General features: G+C 56.3%; 18 protein-coding genes and 1 pseudogene. 5 read left to right on the top strand and 14 right to left on the bottom strand.

All coding sequences use genetic code 11. The features are described 5' to 3' along the window. Window positions 1-22: 22 nt before the first annotated feature. Genes ABJ205_RS08925 through ABJ205_RS08915 form a run of 3 tightly spaced genes read left to right on the top strand, consistent with a single transcriptional unit; the run spans window position 23 to window position 2155 of the window. Window positions 23-226 (top strand): DUF2093 domain-containing protein, encoded by a 204-nt coding sequence (locus tag ABJ205_RS08925; protein ID WP_348154772.1) that lies wholly within the window; start codon window positions 23-25, stop codon window positions 224-226. Between the two features lie 2 nt (window positions 227-228). Further along, complete coding sequence (locus ABJ205_RS08920; protein WP_348154770.1) at window positions 229-1170, top strand: M23 family metallopeptidase; 942 nt, start codon at window positions 229-231, stop codon at window positions 1168-1170. A 1-nt stretch (window position 1171) separates the two neighbouring features. After that, window positions 1172-2155 carry an esterase-like activity of phytase family protein gene (locus ABJ205_RS08915; protein WP_348154767.1) on the top strand — a complete coding sequence of 328 codons (984 nt, stop codon included), beginning with the start codon at window positions 1172-1174 and terminating at the stop codon, window positions 2153-2155. 87 nt (window positions 2156-2242) lie between these two features. Here the strand turns inward: ABJ205_RS08915 and rpmB are convergent, their stop codons facing one another. Then, a complete protein-coding gene (gene rpmB, locus ABJ205_RS08910) occupies window positions 2243-2530 on the bottom strand; it encodes a 50S ribosomal protein L28 (protein WP_348154765.1) in 288 nt (95 codons plus the stop codon). A gap of 148 nt (window positions 2531-2678) precedes the next feature. Here rpmB and ABJ205_RS08905 point away from each other — a divergent pair, with 148 nt between their 5' ends. After that, window positions 2679-3134, top strand: a complete 456-nt coding sequence (locus ABJ205_RS08905; RefSeq protein WP_348154762.1) for a nucleoside deaminase — start codon at window positions 2679-2681, stop codon at window positions 3132-3134. Continuing rightward, window positions 3131-3595: a hypothetical protein gene (locus ABJ205_RS08900; RefSeq protein WP_348510048.1), complete on the top strand. Its 465-nt coding sequence runs from the start codon at window positions 3131-3133 to the stop codon at window positions 3593-3595. Before ABJ205_RS08905 ends, ABJ205_RS08900 begins: the two co-directional genes overlap by 4 nt. A gap of 87 nt (window positions 3596-3682) precedes the next feature. Here the strand turns inward: ABJ205_RS08900 and ABJ205_RS08895 are convergent, their stop codons facing one another. The 13 genes and pseudogenes from ABJ205_RS08895 to ABJ205_RS08835 form a co-directional block, all read right to left on the bottom strand. After that, window positions 3683-4396 (bottom strand): ribonuclease T, encoded by a 714-nt coding sequence (locus tag ABJ205_RS08895; protein WP_348154756.1) that lies wholly within the window; start codon window positions 4394-4396, stop codon window positions 3683-3685. Then, on the bottom strand, window positions 4377-4826 hold the full coding sequence (locus ABJ205_RS08890; protein ID WP_348311823.1) for a hypothetical protein: 450 nt from the start codon (window positions 4824-4826) through the stop codon (window positions 4377-4379). The genes ABJ205_RS08895 and ABJ205_RS08890 overlap by 20 nt, the downstream gene beginning before the upstream one ends. Then, window positions 4823-5689: a carboxylating nicotinate-nucleotide diphosphorylase gene (gene nadC / locus ABJ205_RS08885; protein WP_348154752.1), complete on the bottom strand. Its 867-nt coding sequence runs from the start codon at window positions 5687-5689 to the stop codon at window positions 4823-4825. Before nadC ends, ABJ205_RS08890 begins: the two co-directional genes overlap by 4 nt. 117 nt (window positions 5690-5806) lie before the next feature. Continuing rightward, window positions 5807-6607, bottom strand: a complete 801-nt coding sequence (locus ABJ205_RS08880; protein WP_348154749.1) for a LytTR family DNA-binding domain-containing protein — start codon at window positions 6605-6607, stop codon at window positions 5807-5809. Between the two features lies 1 nt (window position 6608). Beyond that, entirely contained in the window at window positions 6609-7868 is a 1260-nt protein-coding gene (locus tag ABJ205_RS08875; protein WP_348154747.1) for a histidine kinase, read from the bottom strand. A 116-nt stretch (window positions 7869-7984) separates the two neighbouring features. Beyond that, window positions 7985-8998, bottom strand: coding sequence for a hypothetical protein (locus tag ABJ205_RS08870; RefSeq protein ID WP_348154745.1), 1014 nt, complete (start codon window positions 8996-8998; stop codon window positions 7985-7987). Continuing rightward, on the bottom strand, window positions 8999-9733 hold the full coding sequence (locus tag ABJ205_RS08865; RefSeq protein ID WP_348154742.1) for a DsbA family protein: 735 nt from the start codon (window positions 9731-9733) through the stop codon (window positions 8999-9001). A gap of 11 nt (window positions 9734-9744) precedes the next feature. Then, window positions 9745-11112, bottom strand: coding sequence for a M48 family metalloprotease (locus tag ABJ205_RS08860; protein WP_348154741.1), 1368 nt, complete (start codon window positions 11110-11112; stop codon window positions 9745-9747). Between the two features lie 46 nt (window positions 11113-11158). Beyond that, on the bottom strand, window positions 11159-12124 hold the full coding sequence (locus ABJ205_RS08855; RefSeq protein WP_348154739.1) for an alpha/beta hydrolase: 966 nt from the start codon (window positions 12122-12124) through the stop codon (window positions 11159-11161). A 126-nt stretch (window positions 12125-12250) separates the two neighbouring features. Further along, on the bottom strand, window positions 12251-13609 hold the full coding sequence (locus ABJ205_RS08850; RefSeq protein ID WP_348155040.1) for a hypothetical protein: 1359 nt from the start codon (window positions 13607-13609) through the stop codon (window positions 12251-12253). Continuing rightward, window positions 13598-14161: pseudogene (locus tag ABJ205_RS08845) on the bottom strand (hypothetical protein); the annotation flags it as partial. The pseudogene ABJ205_RS08845 and the gene ABJ205_RS08850, both read right to left, overlap by 12 nt. A 135-nt stretch (window positions 14162-14296) precedes the next feature. Continuing rightward, window positions 14297-14734 (bottom strand): DUF2141 domain-containing protein, encoded by a 438-nt coding sequence (locus tag ABJ205_RS08840; RefSeq protein WP_348154736.1) that lies wholly within the window; start codon window positions 14732-14734, stop codon window positions 14297-14299. Further along, the gene (locus ABJ205_RS08835) at window positions 14731-15495 is read right to left on the bottom strand and encodes a sterol desaturase family protein (protein WP_348154733.1); all 765 of its coding nucleotides are present in this window, start codon (window positions 15493-15495) and stop codon (window positions 14731-14733) included. The genes ABJ205_RS08840 and ABJ205_RS08835 overlap by 4 nt, the downstream gene beginning before the upstream one ends. Between the last annotated feature and the right edge of the window lie 11 nt (window positions 15496-15506).

Below are 15506 nucleotides of genomic sequence, written 5' to 3'. Positions count from 1 at the left end.
GCTGCGTGCTATAGGGACACTTATGTTGATGTCATCAAGCGATAAGACCGCCAAACTCCATTACGGCCCCTCTGGTTTCCGCGTTCTTCGCCCGGGTCACCATGTCATTTGCGCTGTCTCGGCTGCGGTGATTCCTCTCGAAGAGCTGCGCTATTGGAGCGCGGAGCATCAGGAGGCCTATGCCACCCCTGAGATCGCGACAAAGCGCCTGCTTGAGCAAGAGTAGACATGATGCGCGAATTTGGGATTGTCGCCGGATTGGGATTGCTCACTCTTGTGAGCTGCACTGGAACAGAGGCCGCGACCACAGAGGCGGCAAGCCCTGCCGCGTCAGAAGCTGTGGCTGTGAACACTCAAGCTACCCCTGCGGCGATTGTAACCCCAGAGCCTACGCTTCCGGCCGCCCCCATCCAGGCAGATTTCCTTTTCCTCGCTGGGGAACTTACACAAGGCGGATTTGTCCGGGGAATAGCCCCTAGCGGCACTGTGACAGTCACCCTTGGCGATCAAGACGTCAGCATCGGCGATGACAGAGTGTTCTTTGCAGCTTTTGACCGGGACAGTGCACCAAATGTCACCCTGACCGCTGTCTTATCAAGCGGGAAGACTGCGACTGAAACACTCGCGGTTTCTTCGCGTGATTGGCAGATTGAGCGGGTCAATGTTGCCAAACGACAGCTGCGCAACCCCGAAGCCTATTGGCGCCAGCGAGAGCCTGAGCACAATGCTATCGTGGCCGCACGCGCCAAGGAGACAGGCGCTAAAGGGTGGAAGCAGGATTTCATCTGGCCGGTTCAGGGACGCATTTCGGGCCGCTTTGGCCGCCAGCGCATCTATCGCGGCGAGCCGGGCAGCTATCACTCCGGTATCGATATTGCGAAAGCCAATGGCACGCCTTTTGTCGCGCCTGCAGATGGCGTAGTCGTGCTTGCGCGCACAGGCTTTAGCCTTGAGGGCGGCCTGCTGATGATTGACCATGGCAACGGCCTTAACAGTGCGTTCCTTCATTGCAGCCGCATTGTCGTGAAAGAAGGCGATACGGTGCGCCAAGGCGAGCATATTGGCGATATTGGCTCAACGGGCCGCTCAACCGGTCCGCACCTCCATTGGGGTCTTAAGTGGCATGACGCGCGCTTTGATCCGATCCTTCTAGCAGGGCCCATGAATTAACGTGGCTAAAGCAGTCAGGGTGATTGGGGCGCTTGCTCTTGCGGCAATGTGCGCGCCGGGCACTTGGCTGCGAACTCCGGTCGTCAAGGAAACCCCCAAAGCCATCGCGCTTGCCCAAGTGGCAGGGCCATCGACAACCTCCATCCCCGGATGGAGTGTTGAGGGGGTTTGGCATTATTCCACCGGACCGTCTTTGCGATTTGGTGGATTTTCCGGGCTTTTGCCGCTTGGCGGTGGCCGATTGCGCGCTTTTTCTGATCGGGGTTTTTTGTTTACCTTCATCGAACCAGACCGCCTCGAAGAGTCCCCGCAGACGCGGCTTATCGCCGGTTTACCTCTCGCCGATCCATCACTTTTCCCGCTTCTCTGGGACATCGAATCGGTAACGCGCGATCCTGGATCAAAAGGCGATTATTGGGTTGGGTATGAAAACACTCATGCGATCCACCGCTTCTCCTACCGAACCGAGCCGGAAAAGGTGCGCATCTTGGAAGATGAGGTCGATTGGTACGCCAATGCTGGGTTGGAGGCGATGGTACGTTTGTCTGATGGGCGTTTTTTGATCATCCCAGAGCGGCACGAAGAAGCGCTTATCTTTGCCGGCGATCCGGTTGAGGGAGGCGAGCCGCAAGTCACAGCCTTTGACAATCCTGAGCCGGAGTTTGCCGTCACCGACATCACTCAGCTGCCTGATGGGCGTTTGCTCTATCTGATGCGCGATGTGGTGTGGGATTACCCCCCGTTTGGCGGGATGCTGGCTATTTCAGACGCGCCCGATGCGGGATCAGCAACGCCTTTGGCGCCGAAAACTCTGTTTCGCTTTGACGACGTTTTGCCGCCCGAGAATTATGAAGGGATAGCGGTCCGTTTGCTGGATGACGGCACGGTCGCGGTCTGGATTATCTCAGACGACAACATCGCCGCAATGCAGCGCACATTGCTGGCTAAGTTGGTTTACGATCCAGCGGCTCGCTCCATTGAATAGTGCCGGTGTAGAGTAACGAGAACGCAAAAAAGGCGTGAGCGCCGATGCGCCACGCCTTTTCAGCAATTTCAAACGCCAATCGGCGAATTAGGCAGCCGCGACAGCTTTCTTAAGCTCGCGCTTGACCTTTTGAGCCCGCGTGGAGAGCTTTTCGTCCTTGGTCTTAAGCAACCAGTTGTCGAGCCCGCCATTGTGCTCAACCGAACGAAGGCCATTGGTTGATACGCGGAACTTAAAGCTGCGATCCAGCTTTTCGCTCAGAAGAGTAACATTCTGCAAGTTCGGCAGAAAAACCCTTTTGGTGCGGTTTTTGGCGTGGCTTACGTTGTTGCCGACCTGGCGACCTTTGCCAGTCAGTTCGCAAATGCGCGACATGATAAATCTCGTCTCGTTTACAGTGGGGGCGCTAACCGCTTTGAGGCGGCCCTTTTCATAAGGGTGTCCCGGAAAGCGCGCCGCATAACCCCCCCTTGCCGAATCGTCAATTGATTCGTGCGCTCTTGAGCGTTAGCGCTGCGTCTTCATGACAAGCTGGCCAATCCCACAACCGATGCAAAGCGCTCTGAATGCTGCCCGAAAGGCGGCGGATGCAGGCGAAGTGCCCGTCGGTGCAGTAATCGTCAAGGACGGTGAAGTGGTGGCTGTGGCGGCCAATGCAACCCGGTCTCCGCCCGACCCCACGGGCCACGCAGAAATGCGCGCGATTCGCATGGCGTCCGAAGAATTGGGCGATGACCGGCTAACGGGCTGCGATATGTATGTGACACTGGAGCCTTGCGTGATGTGCGCAGGAGCCATCGCCCATGCCCGGATTGCGCGGCTCTATTATGGCGCCAGCGACCCCAAAGGCGGCGGCGTCGAACATGGCGCGCGCGTGTTCGAACAAGAGCAATGCATGCATGTGCCAGAGGTTTACACCGGCATGGGCGAGGAAGAGGCCGCCGAGCTGCTCCGCGCGTTTTTCAAGGCGCGGCGGTGAGTATGATGCAGCGATCCTACAAAATTTTTGCCGACTATTTTCAGTTCTATCTTTGGGATCCTGGAGCCCAGCCCGATGCTCCAACAGACTACGCCGCGATCGACAATCAAAACCGTCTAAAAGTCGGTGAGAACATCGTTGTCGTCCTACCCGAACGGAACATGACCGTGCCGGTCACCATAGAGTTGCTCGATGATGAGCCCGAGCTTGACCCAGCGCAATGGGATCATATTGCCGAAGCCAGTCTTGAATTGCCTTCTGGACGGCTTGAAATCCACGAATGCACCGGAGAATCCATCGATGTTCTGTCGCTCGGCGAGGGCTGTTATCGGGTTCGCGTGTGTTTTTCCGGCCTCCACACATTGAGTGAAAACGGATTGGATGGTGATGACCACTATGCGATTTCGCTCTGGCCTGCTCCATACACGCACCTTTCGGTTATTAAGCAGTTTGAGCGATAAGCGTCCAAAGACATAGAGGCGCATTGGGAAGGCTTACAAGTCATCTGACAGATCGCTTTATTGGAGGATAAGGCCCTTCAAAGCCCCTTACAAACCCCGCCAAATCTTCGCGCTTACTTCATCCCTCGCTCCATACCTTCGGTCATCACACCGCATGGGGCGGAAGCGTTTGTTGTAGCAGAGGCGCAGTTCTTCGAGCCAACCGTCGCGGTTTAGCTTCACGCCCACATGGCTCGCCTGCCACATGCGGCCATTGGCATCGGCGAAGGCTTGGCGGATGCGACCTGCCGTCAGCCCGTCTTCGCGGCTGATGCGGTCGTAATCGGGGATGCGAAGGCTCTCCCACAGGACTTTGGTAACGGCGAGATAGGTCTCGGGGCGTTTCACCATGCAGCTGCCGTGCTTGGCCCATTGGCGCGCGATCAGGCGGGCGGACGGCATCATGCACATGTTCTGGCGGATTTGCGGCGGGGTGAGGCGTGTCTGGCTCCCGCACCATTGCGGATAGGTGCGCGCGCCTTGCGGCCATAGGCCGTGCACGACGAAGCCGAAGCGGCCATTGTCGCCTGAGCATTGGACCCGGTGCGAACGCGCGTCTTGGCGCGTGCGGCAGAAGGCGGGCGACCAGCTTAGCGCTAGGGTATAGCCAGTGACCGGCACCACTCGGGGGCGCTGATCGGGAGAGATTTGCGGCACCGAAGAGACCTGCGGCGCGCGGCATTGGTAGGCTTGGGCTGAAATGATGGCGGGAGAGATCAATAGGGTTACGCTAAAGAGCGCCTTAATCAAAGTGGCCTGCATCGACCCCTCCCCTCTGCCTTAGCCAAGTGCGGCTTAGTGGAAGCCATAAACATACAAGTGCGGCCGCTAGCAATGCTGGCGTAAGAAGGTATCTGCCCGATACGCTGCCTTCCATCGTCAGGACCGCCCAAAACATAAAAGGGACATTAAACAGTTCTAGAACTGAAAACACCGTGACCAGCCAAAACGCTACACGGCTTGCAAAAAGGTAAATCCAAGCCACAGGAATGAAGGCAATTGAAAGCAATGCTGATAACGTAACGATTGTCCAATCTGTGTTCCAACCGTCCCAAGGGATCATAGCGGAGTAAGCGAATTGCTTAAGGTCGAGGTTTTGCAGGCCACTCGCATAATTGTGCAGCGCTGCTGCAAGAAATAGCACCGCGAATAAGGCTATAGACAGCGGCCTAGGCCCCTTGGCAATTCTCATACCGGCTTGAAGTCCAACCCAACATCTGCCGCAGGCGCACTTTGGGTGAGTCTTCCGACGGAGCAATAATCCACTCCGCTCGCAGCCTTTGCAGCGATGGTGTCCAAGTTGATCCCGCCACTCGCCTCGGTCTTGGCGCGGCCTGCGACCATTGCAACGGCCTCTTTCAGGACTTCCGGCGACATATTGTCGAGGAGGAGGTGGTCTGTGCCTGCCTCTAATGCCGGTTCGATTTGGTCCAGTCGGTCCACTTCGCAGATGATGGGCGAGACACCTGCATCACGCGCGCGCTGCACCGCTTCGCCAACCGAGCCTGCGACCGCGACATGGTTGTCCTTGATCATAGCGGCGTCATAGAGCCCCATGCGGTGGTTCTGCGCGCCGCCTTGCACGGTTGCGTATTTCTCCAGCACGCGAAGGCCGGGAAGCGTCTTGCGGGTATCGAGAAGCGTGCACGTTGCGCTGCCCACCCGCATCGCTGTCACATATTCGCGCGCCATGGTGGCGATGCCGGAGAGGTGTTGGACGATGTTCAATGCGCTGCGTTCGGCGGTGAGCAATGCGCGGGCATTGCCCTCAAGCCGCATCAGGTCTGCGCCCGCTTCCACCGCATCGCCGTCGCGTACCAATGTCTCGACCACGCAATTCGGATCGAGATGCCGGAAAAACGCCCCGGCCAATGGCAACCCTGCGACAACGATGGGATCACGCGAGTCCATAACACCTGAAAAACGCGCATCCGCTGGGATCACGCTTTCAGAAGTCACATCTTTGCCGCCGCCCGGCAGGCCAATGCCAAGGTCCTCAGCAAGCGTTTCGCGGATGAATGTGTCGAGGTCGAAGCCTGATAATGAGAAAGTCATGCGTCACACATAAACGGACCGGCAAGGTCCGCAAGGGCGACTGCCCGCCCGCAGCGGGGGCAGCTTGCCTGCCCGTCTAGCGAGGACGAAGGCCCGGATGGGTCTTCGCAGAACAGACTAATGCACAAACCTAGCCACAACATCCCGATATGACCGCGAAACCTTCACCTCTGCACCAGAATCGAGAACCAAGAAGCATTCTCCATTGGTATGCGGTTTCACTTGGCGCACTTGATCAAGGTTTACGATCCAGCTGCGGTGGACGCGTTGGAAAATGCGCGGATCAAGGCGGCGTTCCAAATCCTTCATCGTTTCGCGAAGGACAAGCGAGTTTTCAGCGGTGTAGATACACATGTAATCGCCTGCCGCCTCAATCCGTTCGATCGAATCGACTTCAACGCGGAAAATCTGACCGCGATCTTTGACGTTGATGAGCTTTTCGAACCGGTCCGCGCTCTCGCTGGCTGCTTCGCAGGTAAAGCCTGCCGCACGGTCGGGGGCGACCTCGGACAGAACACCCATCAATTGTTCGGCATCTTCTGCTGACTTCTTCTCAGCAATACGTTGGCGCACGCGTTCGATCGTGTCTGCTAGCTTGTCTTCATCGACCGGCTTCATCAGATAATTGACGGCATTGGCCTCAAACGCGCGGATGGCGTGTTCTTCGTAAGCGGTCACAAAAACGAACAGCGGGGGCTCGATCTCCATCACGCCTTTGACGACGCTGAAACCGTCAAATCCGGGCATCTGAATGTCGAGAAAGACAAGGTCAGGCTTTAACGTCTTGATCTTGCGGATCGCCTCGCGGCCATTGGCGCAGGTGTCGATAATCTCCACATCTTCAAAAGGTTCGAGCCTTAACTGAAGGCCTTGAATGGCGAGCTTTTCATCGTCCACGATGATGGTGCGAATGGTCATATTATGATTTTCCAATCACGTTCTGGGGGTTCTTAGGGGGGTGGGGGGCGTTCAAATTGATCACATTATCGGCCGTCTCGGGTTCGGGGGTTGAGGCGGTTTCATACGTGGGCGGCAGTGAACTTGGTGGGGAATTGGCGGCGCCTTCAGCAGGCTCGTAAGGAATTTCAATAAGGACCGTAAAGCCGCCGCCTGGCTCAGAGCGGGTTTCGAACACATGGTTAGCGCCGTACCCTTGTGCAAGCCGGTTTTGGATGTTGACGAGGCCGACACCGGTTGAGACCGGCTGGCCGGGTCTGGGCGGTGCGTTTGATGGGATTGGACGGTTCTTTCCGCCCAGAACCGCGCCGGGTCCGGTGTCTTCAACCGTCATGCGAAGGCGTTGTCCGACCACCCGGCCGGTTAGCGCAATGCGCGCGCCTTCTTCTTGCGGGCTCACCGCATATTTGATCGCATTTTCGACGAGTGGTTGCAGCAACATTGCAGGGAGCCTTGCATGTAGGGCCGCGTCTTCAATGTCGAATTGTGTACGCAGACGCTCTTCAAATCGCATGCGTTCGATATCGAGATACAGCTGGAGTGTCTCAATCTCTTGGACAAGCGTGACCTTGCTACCCGGCTCAGCCACAAGCGTGTGGCGAAGGAAACCAGAGAGCCGCGTGAGCATCGCATTGGCCGGTTCAGTCTGCTTCAAAAGCACCAGAGTGCTGATGGAGTTTAGAGTGTTAAACAGAAAGTGCGGGTTCAGCTGATAGCGCAGCATCGCAAGCTGTGCAGCGGTGGCTTGCGCCTCCAAACGTTGCAGGCGGTCGGTTTGTTCTTCGACCCTAAGGAAATAATTGATCGCATAATAAAGCGCGCTCCACCCTCCAAGCAGGGCAAGCGGAATGAAGCTGAGGCCGATCAATCTCTGGGCAAAACTGGTTTCGGTCAGTGAGCCTTGGTATATCCCTTGTAGCCATGCCTCGATTGTTGAGTGGACCAGAACGCCTATGGTCAAAACAATCGCGGTTCCGCCCCATGTTACGATTGGCTGACGATCAATCAATTGGCGGTAAACCACGGAAAGGATCAGGGTGATTGTGAACCCGGTGATCGTGGTGACGAGCAATACGACGAGCAAATCGAGCGGTTGGTCATTGGCGATGGCAACCACGCTGCGAAGCAGGAAGTAGCCACCCCAACCAGCAAGTTGGAGGTTCCAGAAGGCGCGGTTTTTGCTCGCAAAGAACGGCGCGGGTTGGAGTTTCACCATCGACATGGGACGGAGTGTAGCGCAAAAAACGGTTCGTCGCATGAATTAAGGCTTGTGGACGCACAGATGAACGCAAAGGCACAACCTCCCATCGCAAGCGAGGAAGGCCGTTAGCTTACCGCTTAGCGCTCTAGGCCTTTGTCTGGATCAATCTCGCGCACGAAGTGGGTGCGCCAATCGGCTTTGCCTTGGCTATCCATAAGTGCTTCTATCCGAGGGATTTCAGCTTCGACGAATTCGGCTCTTTCATCCCAACCATCATGGCTGCGGTTGCGGAAAAGGCCGCCGTCACCCTTTGGTCCCCATTTCTCAAAGAAACGCCTTCCGGCGCGCGGGTCATAACCTGCATTGGCGAGCAACCATGGGATTAGCCGGTCGGCCTCGCGCTCTGTCATGCGAACGTTGCGGCGTTTTCTTTTATTCCGGTCGAGCCAAGCGGTGTGGCTCAGAAGGTTATGTGCCAACTCATGCGCAACCAATGCTGCGAATTCGTCTTCTTCATATTGGAAAGCGGGAAATTCGATACCGATCACCACGCGGCTTCCATCGGCAACCGCCTTTTTCCCCTCGCCCATCAGCTCAAACCGGGTGGCGCAAACAGGTACAGAAGTGATCACTGAGACATGATTGTCTTTGAAACCAACCTCGATGGCCTCGTAGCCTTGGGCAGATGCGTCAATAAGGTCATGCGCGCGAGCAAGGCGTTGCCAATCAAATGGGCCTTGGTTCTCCCATTCATTCAGATTGACGGCGTTGATGCGGATGACTTCCCGGTTGCTCGGGAAGTTGCCAGAGAGGTCTGCAGGTGAGCCTGTTGCCGCGGTTTGCACGGCAAAATCGCCGGAAAGGCCCAGCGCCCGGCGTGCAATCTCTGGTGCGCCATAACTCGCCATGTCCTGCAATTGTAGGCCGGTTGCAGGGATCACGCGGTCGCAAAATTCCGAGTTCGCCCGCGCCAACCGCCATCCGACGTTTTGCAAAAGCTGGTCGTATCTTTGGTAATTCTCAATCGCGCGGCGCTCTGCGGTCAGATTGATTTTGTCCCAATCGACCCTATCGCGCGCATCAGCCGGAGCCTGCACTGCGCCAAGAGCGCTCAAGCCTACCCAAAAACCAAGGCCCCATATGCGGATCATTTATGAAGTTGCGCCAGATCCTGAAGCAGCCTCGGCGATTGCCTCTCGCAAGCGTTCAACGCCGACAGCGCCGGGCATCAAAATATCGCCAGTGACGAAAGCGGGCGTGCCGGTAAATCCGAGACTTTGCGCGTAGGTAAGGTTGCGGACCAGCTCGACCGAGACCTCTTCGCTAATCGCATCCGTGCGGGCTTGCTCCATATTGAGGCCGGCCGCTAAGGCTGCGGCTTCCACGCCTTCGGAGCTGGTATCGCCGCGCTCGAACAAGGCGGAATGGAATGCTTGATAGCGCCCTTGTTTTGCCGCTGCGAGCGCCATGCGCGCTGCCACTTCGCTGCCCTCGAAGATGGGCCATTCGCGCATGATGACTTTAAGATCGGGGTCTTCGGCGACAAGGCGCTGAATGTCCTCAAAGCTGCCTGCGCAATAGGGGCAATTGTAATCGGTGAACTCGACCAGAAGTTTGCTGCCTTCTGGATTGCCCATCACGGCGCCCGGGAAGGGAGTGTAGAGGTCTTCTTTCACCGAGGCCAATCGATCACGCGCATCTTCGGCGGCAAGCGCCTGTGCCACATCTTGGAGGATGCTAGGGTTTTCCAAGAGGTACGCGCGGGTGCGATTGTCAGCGAGCCCGGCATAGGACCAGATCGCCGCGCCCAAAAAACCGAAGGTGAGAGCCAAGAGCGCAGTCAAAAGCGAATGCCGCATTGGTGATAGGCCAGTATTATCCGTCATGGAGGCAAGCCTTAGCGGCTGTCGCGAAGTTGTTCCAGTTCGGCGCGCGCTTGAAGTCCGACATCTTGTGCACGAATCCAGTCGGGCGAGCCAACCGGCAACCCTGCCTCAGCGTCTTTTGCGTTGCGCAGGGCCTCTGGATAGTTGCGGCGCATGATTTGCTGTTCAGCGCTTGCAAGCTTCGCACGAGGAATATCGCCGCGCTGCGCATAAACAACGCCAAGCTGATACCATGCAAAGGGATTGAAGCGATCCTTTGCAACAGCAGCGCGCAGGACCTTCTCAGCCTCTTCGTAATTGCCCTGATCTTCGGTCGCGATCAAAGCATGACCGAACATGCCGGCAATCAATGGCTGGTTGAGCGTCAATTCGGTGGCTCGACGCAAGGGAACAAGTGCCTCTTGAGGCCGCCCGGATTCGAGCAAAATTTGCCCCTTAAGCTCAAGGAAATATGGGTTCTTCCCATCAATCGCGAGCAAAGAGTCGGCCTCTTTCAGCGCCTTTTCCACCTGCGCATCCTTATGGAAAGCATAGGCGCGCGCATAGCGAGCGGGCGTGCTTTGATCGCTTTCTGGATATTGTTGGAATGTGCGGGAAGGTTTTGCGAGAAAGCCATAAAGCTTGGCGCGCACGGCAAGGAAGCGTGCTTGTAATTCGGGGTCATCGGGGGCGTCCCAATAAGGGTCCTTGGTCAATTGATCGCGCAGGAATTGAATACGGTCGCCAGACAAAGGGTGTGTGCGACCATATGCGGCATCATCCGACTGGCTGTATCCGCGCCGAATTTCAAAATTCCGTAGCTTTTCAAAGAAGGTAATCATGCCGCGGCCAGAAATGCCTGCACCATTCAGATAACGTGCGCCCGCTTGATCGGTGGCGGCCTCTTGGTTGCGGTTAAAGGCAAGGAAATTGCCGGTCGCGGCCTGCTGACCTGCCAAGATCGCGCCCAAAGCCGCATCACCTGCACCTGCAAGTGCAGCGCCAACGCCGAGGATCAGCGAGAGAATTGAGATGCCCTGCGCGCCTTTCGTCCGCTCACCAAATCGAACCACGTGACCTGCGGTGATGTGACCCAATTCGTGCGCGATCACGCCTTGAACTTCATTGGCTGTTTCAGCTGCATTGAGCAGCCCTGCATGGACGTAAACCACCTGTCCGCCCGCCACAAAAGCGTTGATTGACGGATCGTTGATCAAGACGACTTCGACGTTTTCAGGTTCCAGCTCTGATGCTTCAATCAGAGGATAAGCCATGTCGCGAAGGAGTGCTTCAGTCTCCGCATCACGCAAGATCGATTGAGCTGCAACCGGTTGCACGGCAAGTGCAAAGGCTGCGAATACCGCAAGGAGCGGGGCGATAAGGGTGCGAGCAAGAGGCATGTGTCGCCTGTGCTAACGCGTTTGGGCCTGAACGGGAACTGAAGTTTTATTCAGAAGCGGTCTGTTGCCGGACAAAGTCGGAAATTTTTTGCACAATATCGCGCCGCTCACGCCATGGGGCGGCAATAGAGATCAACGGGTCAGAGTGCGTCATCTCAGGATAAAGTTCGAGCCCCACATCAACCCCTGCATCACCTGCCAAGCCCGCAAGGGCGCGTGAATGACGCATTTTGACAAGGGTGTCCTTTTCCCCGTGGATCAGCAATTTGGCCGGCGCCCCGCTGTTCACATGATTGATGGGTTGGGTGGCGGAGAGTGCCTTGCCCTCTTCAACATGACCAAAGCTTGCGATCGTGCTTTCTGAATCGAGCGGCAGGAAATCATAGGGTCCCGAAAGCCCGACGACACCTGCAATATCGTTACTTGAAAGCGAATGACGGGCGAGCCATGTGTCCTGCAAAGCGGTCATCATAACATTGTACGCACCAGCAGAATGCCCTGCGATTACAATGTTTTGTGGGTCACCGCCATATTGCTCGATCTCTTCATGTGTCCAAGCAATAGCGCGCGCAGTGTCCTCGATCATGGCAGGATATTTGCCGGCCTCACCCAAGCGATATCCGCCCAGCACTACGACAAAACCCTGCTTCACAAAGGCGCGGCCTACAAAGCCGTAGCTTTCAGGATCACCTGAATTCCAGCTTCCGCCGTGCACAAAAAGGAGCACTGGTCGCAGCGTTTCGTTCTGGGAAGAGTCATCGCTTCCCCAGACCATCAACTTTTGTTCTGGATGATCGCCGGTTGCGATCTTCGCCTTCAACTCAGCCCCGCTCGTTCCGCCTGCGATGCGGTCAACAGCGCTCAAAACGGCTGGACCGTCGCGCGAAATGGCGATTTGAAGGCCGATTGCAGCCAGAATTGCGATTCCTATTAGAACCCCAAGGGTCACACCAAGACTAGAGGCCATAATGCGAAACGGTCCTTTGGATTTGCGGGTGGTTTGATTGCTCATTCGCAAAGCATTTGGAGAGGGTTACGCGCCGCGTAAAGCCCTGGCACCTGTTGGCCCATGAAAAAAGGGCGCCCACACAAAGCGGGGACGCCCTTCTCAAAAGTGTTTTGCTTTGCTTAGGCCGGCTTAACCGACAAGCTTCTTTCCGGCGCGTTCGATCAGCGCGACATCATCGTCGATCTCACCGATCATCGCAACGTTGCCCTCTCCATCACGGCGCACCATGACGAGAGAAAACTCAGGGCCTTCGGCCGAAATGGCGTCGAACATCAAAGCTTCGAGTTCGCGCAGCTTCTTCGCAAGCTTTGCACGAACATCGCCTTCGTCTTCGACCACTTGGCCGGCTTCTTCGCGGCGCAGACGGCGTTCAGACGCAACCACGGCCTTCAGACCGCCCTCAGCTTTACCAAGAAAATCAGCAAGGCTCCCGCGCTCAAGATCGAGGCGGTGTGCATGGGTTAAGACGGCGGCGTATTCTGTAAGCCGGGTCTTGTCGTAATCCTGTCCGAAAACCAGCTTGACCACAGGGGTCATCGGCGCGCGTTCTTGAACGGTCAGGCCGTTGTCTTCGATCAGTTCGTTGAAGGCCTCTGGCTCATCCTTCGCGGCCAGCGAAACATCATAGGCGCGGCCAACTGCGGCATAAAGCGCTTGACGGCTGCGGTCTTCAGAAGCGCGGGCGCTATGGGCCAATTCGCGGGCCGAAGCGAGGCAGTCATGAAGGCCTGCATCCGCATCCAGCATGAGGAGATCAGCCATTTCCGGCGCTTCAAGTTCTCTAGCGGTAGGATCGTCTGCTGTGACGCCCAACGCCAAGATTTCTGAGGTCTCAGCTTGCGCGCTTACGTCCTCGCTAGGTTCAGCATCTGCCTGTTCGGGAGGTGAGACGCCGATTTCTTCGGAGCCTTCGTCATTTCCGGTTTGGTCGACAGGCTCCTCAACCTTGTAATCTTCAGGATCAAAGCGCTCAGCTTCGAGATCGACGGCCTTTTTTGAAGGCACTTCGATATAATCGGTAAGCGAGGCGAAGCTATAGCTTGGGGCTTCTGCGCTTTCGTCACCCTCTTCGATTTCTTCGCCAAATTCATCGACTTCTGGGTCGTCGAGCTGGAACTGGCCAAAATCTGGAGTGGGGAGATCGGCGTCTGGTCCGTCAAGATCGTTTGGCGAAGTGCCCAACTGATCCGTAAAATTCGAGATATTGTCGCCCTGATTGGTGCCGTTTTCCACTTCGTCGGTGGCGAGTTCAGCAGCGGCATCATCCTCGGCCCACAGATCAGCTTTGCCCGCTTCAAATTCACCAGCAGGTTCGCTTGTGGTTTCATGCGTTGGCGAATCAGCCCATTCAGTAAGCGGCCCGGTTTGGTGCTTTTGTGGAGCGTCCTCTTCCTCTTCGTTTTCTGCGGCGCTGTTTGCGGCAAGTTTCTCGTCAATCGCCTGATCAATCGCTAGAAGCAGCTCATCTGCGGTCGCTGCGTCTGCCATCTCTTTCCAATTGATGACACCATAGATGAAATCGATTGTCTCATCATCGCTGGAAAACGGCAGGAGAATACCGCGGTACAGAACATTCGCGCCGCGCTCGTTTACGAACTCTGCTTCAAATCCAATCGGCGCCTGATTGGCGAGGATTTGCATGTAATGGTCGGTGATGCGGCTCAAAAGGGAGCGTGGAGGAACATCCGACAGCTTCTCGATTTTGGAACCTTGCGTTCCACATTCATCGGCCAAAAGGTCGCCGAGGAATTGCACTGCGGGATCTTCGATACCCTTTGAAAAGTCGAGCAGGACACTGTTGGGGCCGAAATCAGTTTGATTTTCCGGATCAAGCGCTTCGATTGACGGGAAGGTTGCATCGCCCAAAAGGCTTGCCCAATGGTTGTATGCGCGCACTTGCATGCGGCGTTCGTCCTGGCCAATTGCCTCAGGCGGCAATTCACGCACGGTTTCTTTTTCGCGCACGTCGCTTTCTTCACCCCAATCAGGCGTGTCATCAGCAGGTGTGCCGCTTTCAAAAGGTCCGCGAAGAGTATCCATGATCAGGCCAATTGCCCCCAAACTAGTACAAGCTTTGGAGAGGTTTTGGGCCTACGTGGTAAACATCCCGTTAAGCCGTCAGCGAAACTTTGGACGGAACAGCGAAATTTTGCGAGGCATTGTGGGCGCCGCGACTTATAAGAAGTAGCGCATCTTTATCTTCACATTCTGAGAGGCTGGGCCAACACTGAAGACTGCATCTTCCCAATCGGGCGGGGACATGCGAACCGGTGCATCGCGCGAAAAGCCATAACCTTCCTTTGGTGCCATGCCGAGCACGCGGTTGGCTTTGCCGTCGTCATTCTCATCATGCAAAAGAGCGATGGCATATTCCCCGGGTTCCACATCTTCGAACCGGATGGTGATCGTGTTTGCTGCTTTCACTTTCGTGCGATGCGAATTGGGATCGCGGCGGCAACGCGGGAAGATATCTTCCTTTGTCGTCATGCAGGCCAGGACGACACCCTTGGTGTTGCGAAGGTCTGTCACGGTGATTGTCACCGTTCCTGCAGAGGTTGGGGCAGATGCCGCCAACAATGCGCCGCCTACTATAAGGAGCGGGACCCTTTTCATTCTGCGCTGTCCTCCCGCTGCTCGAACCGGCGCGACAGCCCGTGATCGGTTCCGCAAACCTTGTCCCAAAAACGGAAATACAGTCCAAAATTGCATCGGTATTCCTCGTGATGACGCTCGTGATGGCTTGCCGTTATCACGCTGGCGCCAAACGAGGAATGAACAAGTCGCCGTGGGAATATCTCCCAACTCAAATGGTTCACAACGCCCATGATCGTTGCAATCGTCAGAACCACGCCAAGCATCGCAAGATGGATCGGGACGAGGAATACAAGGATCGGGATGATGATAGCGCCGGTCACACTCTCCACGGGATGAAAGCTCATCGCTGTCCATGCGGTTGGTGGCTTACTGTCGTGATGAACTTTGTGTGCCAGGCGAAAGAGGCTGGGCCAGTGGTGCATGGCGCGATGGCTCCAATAAAACCACGTGTCCTGCGCAAACAGATAGATCAGCACAGAAATCGGGAGATACCAGAGGGCATAGGCGTCCCATTTGGCATAAATCAGCGCAAAATCGTGATGTCGCCATAACCAGAAAACTGCGCCCGCAGGCACGCCGTAGATCACCGCTGCAATCAGCGAATAACGGATCTCGAACGAAATTTGCCGCTGCTGCTTGGCATAAAGCCCGGGCCGTGCGCGACTTGTGACCCAAGCGAAAACTCCGCTGCTGAGAAAATAGCGTAAGGCAACCATCACGCTCATCGCGGCTCCGACAATCAGAAATGCGAGCCAAACAGGGGTGTCAGCAGGGACCATATCATCAGCTT

Source organism: Erythrobacter sp., from assembly GCF_039988855.1.
GTDB lineage: Bacteria > Pseudomonadota > Alphaproteobacteria > Sphingomonadales > Sphingomonadaceae > Erythrobacter.
Note: the sequence above shows the minus strand (reverse complement) of the source record. Positions and strands in the feature narration are given on the sequence as shown.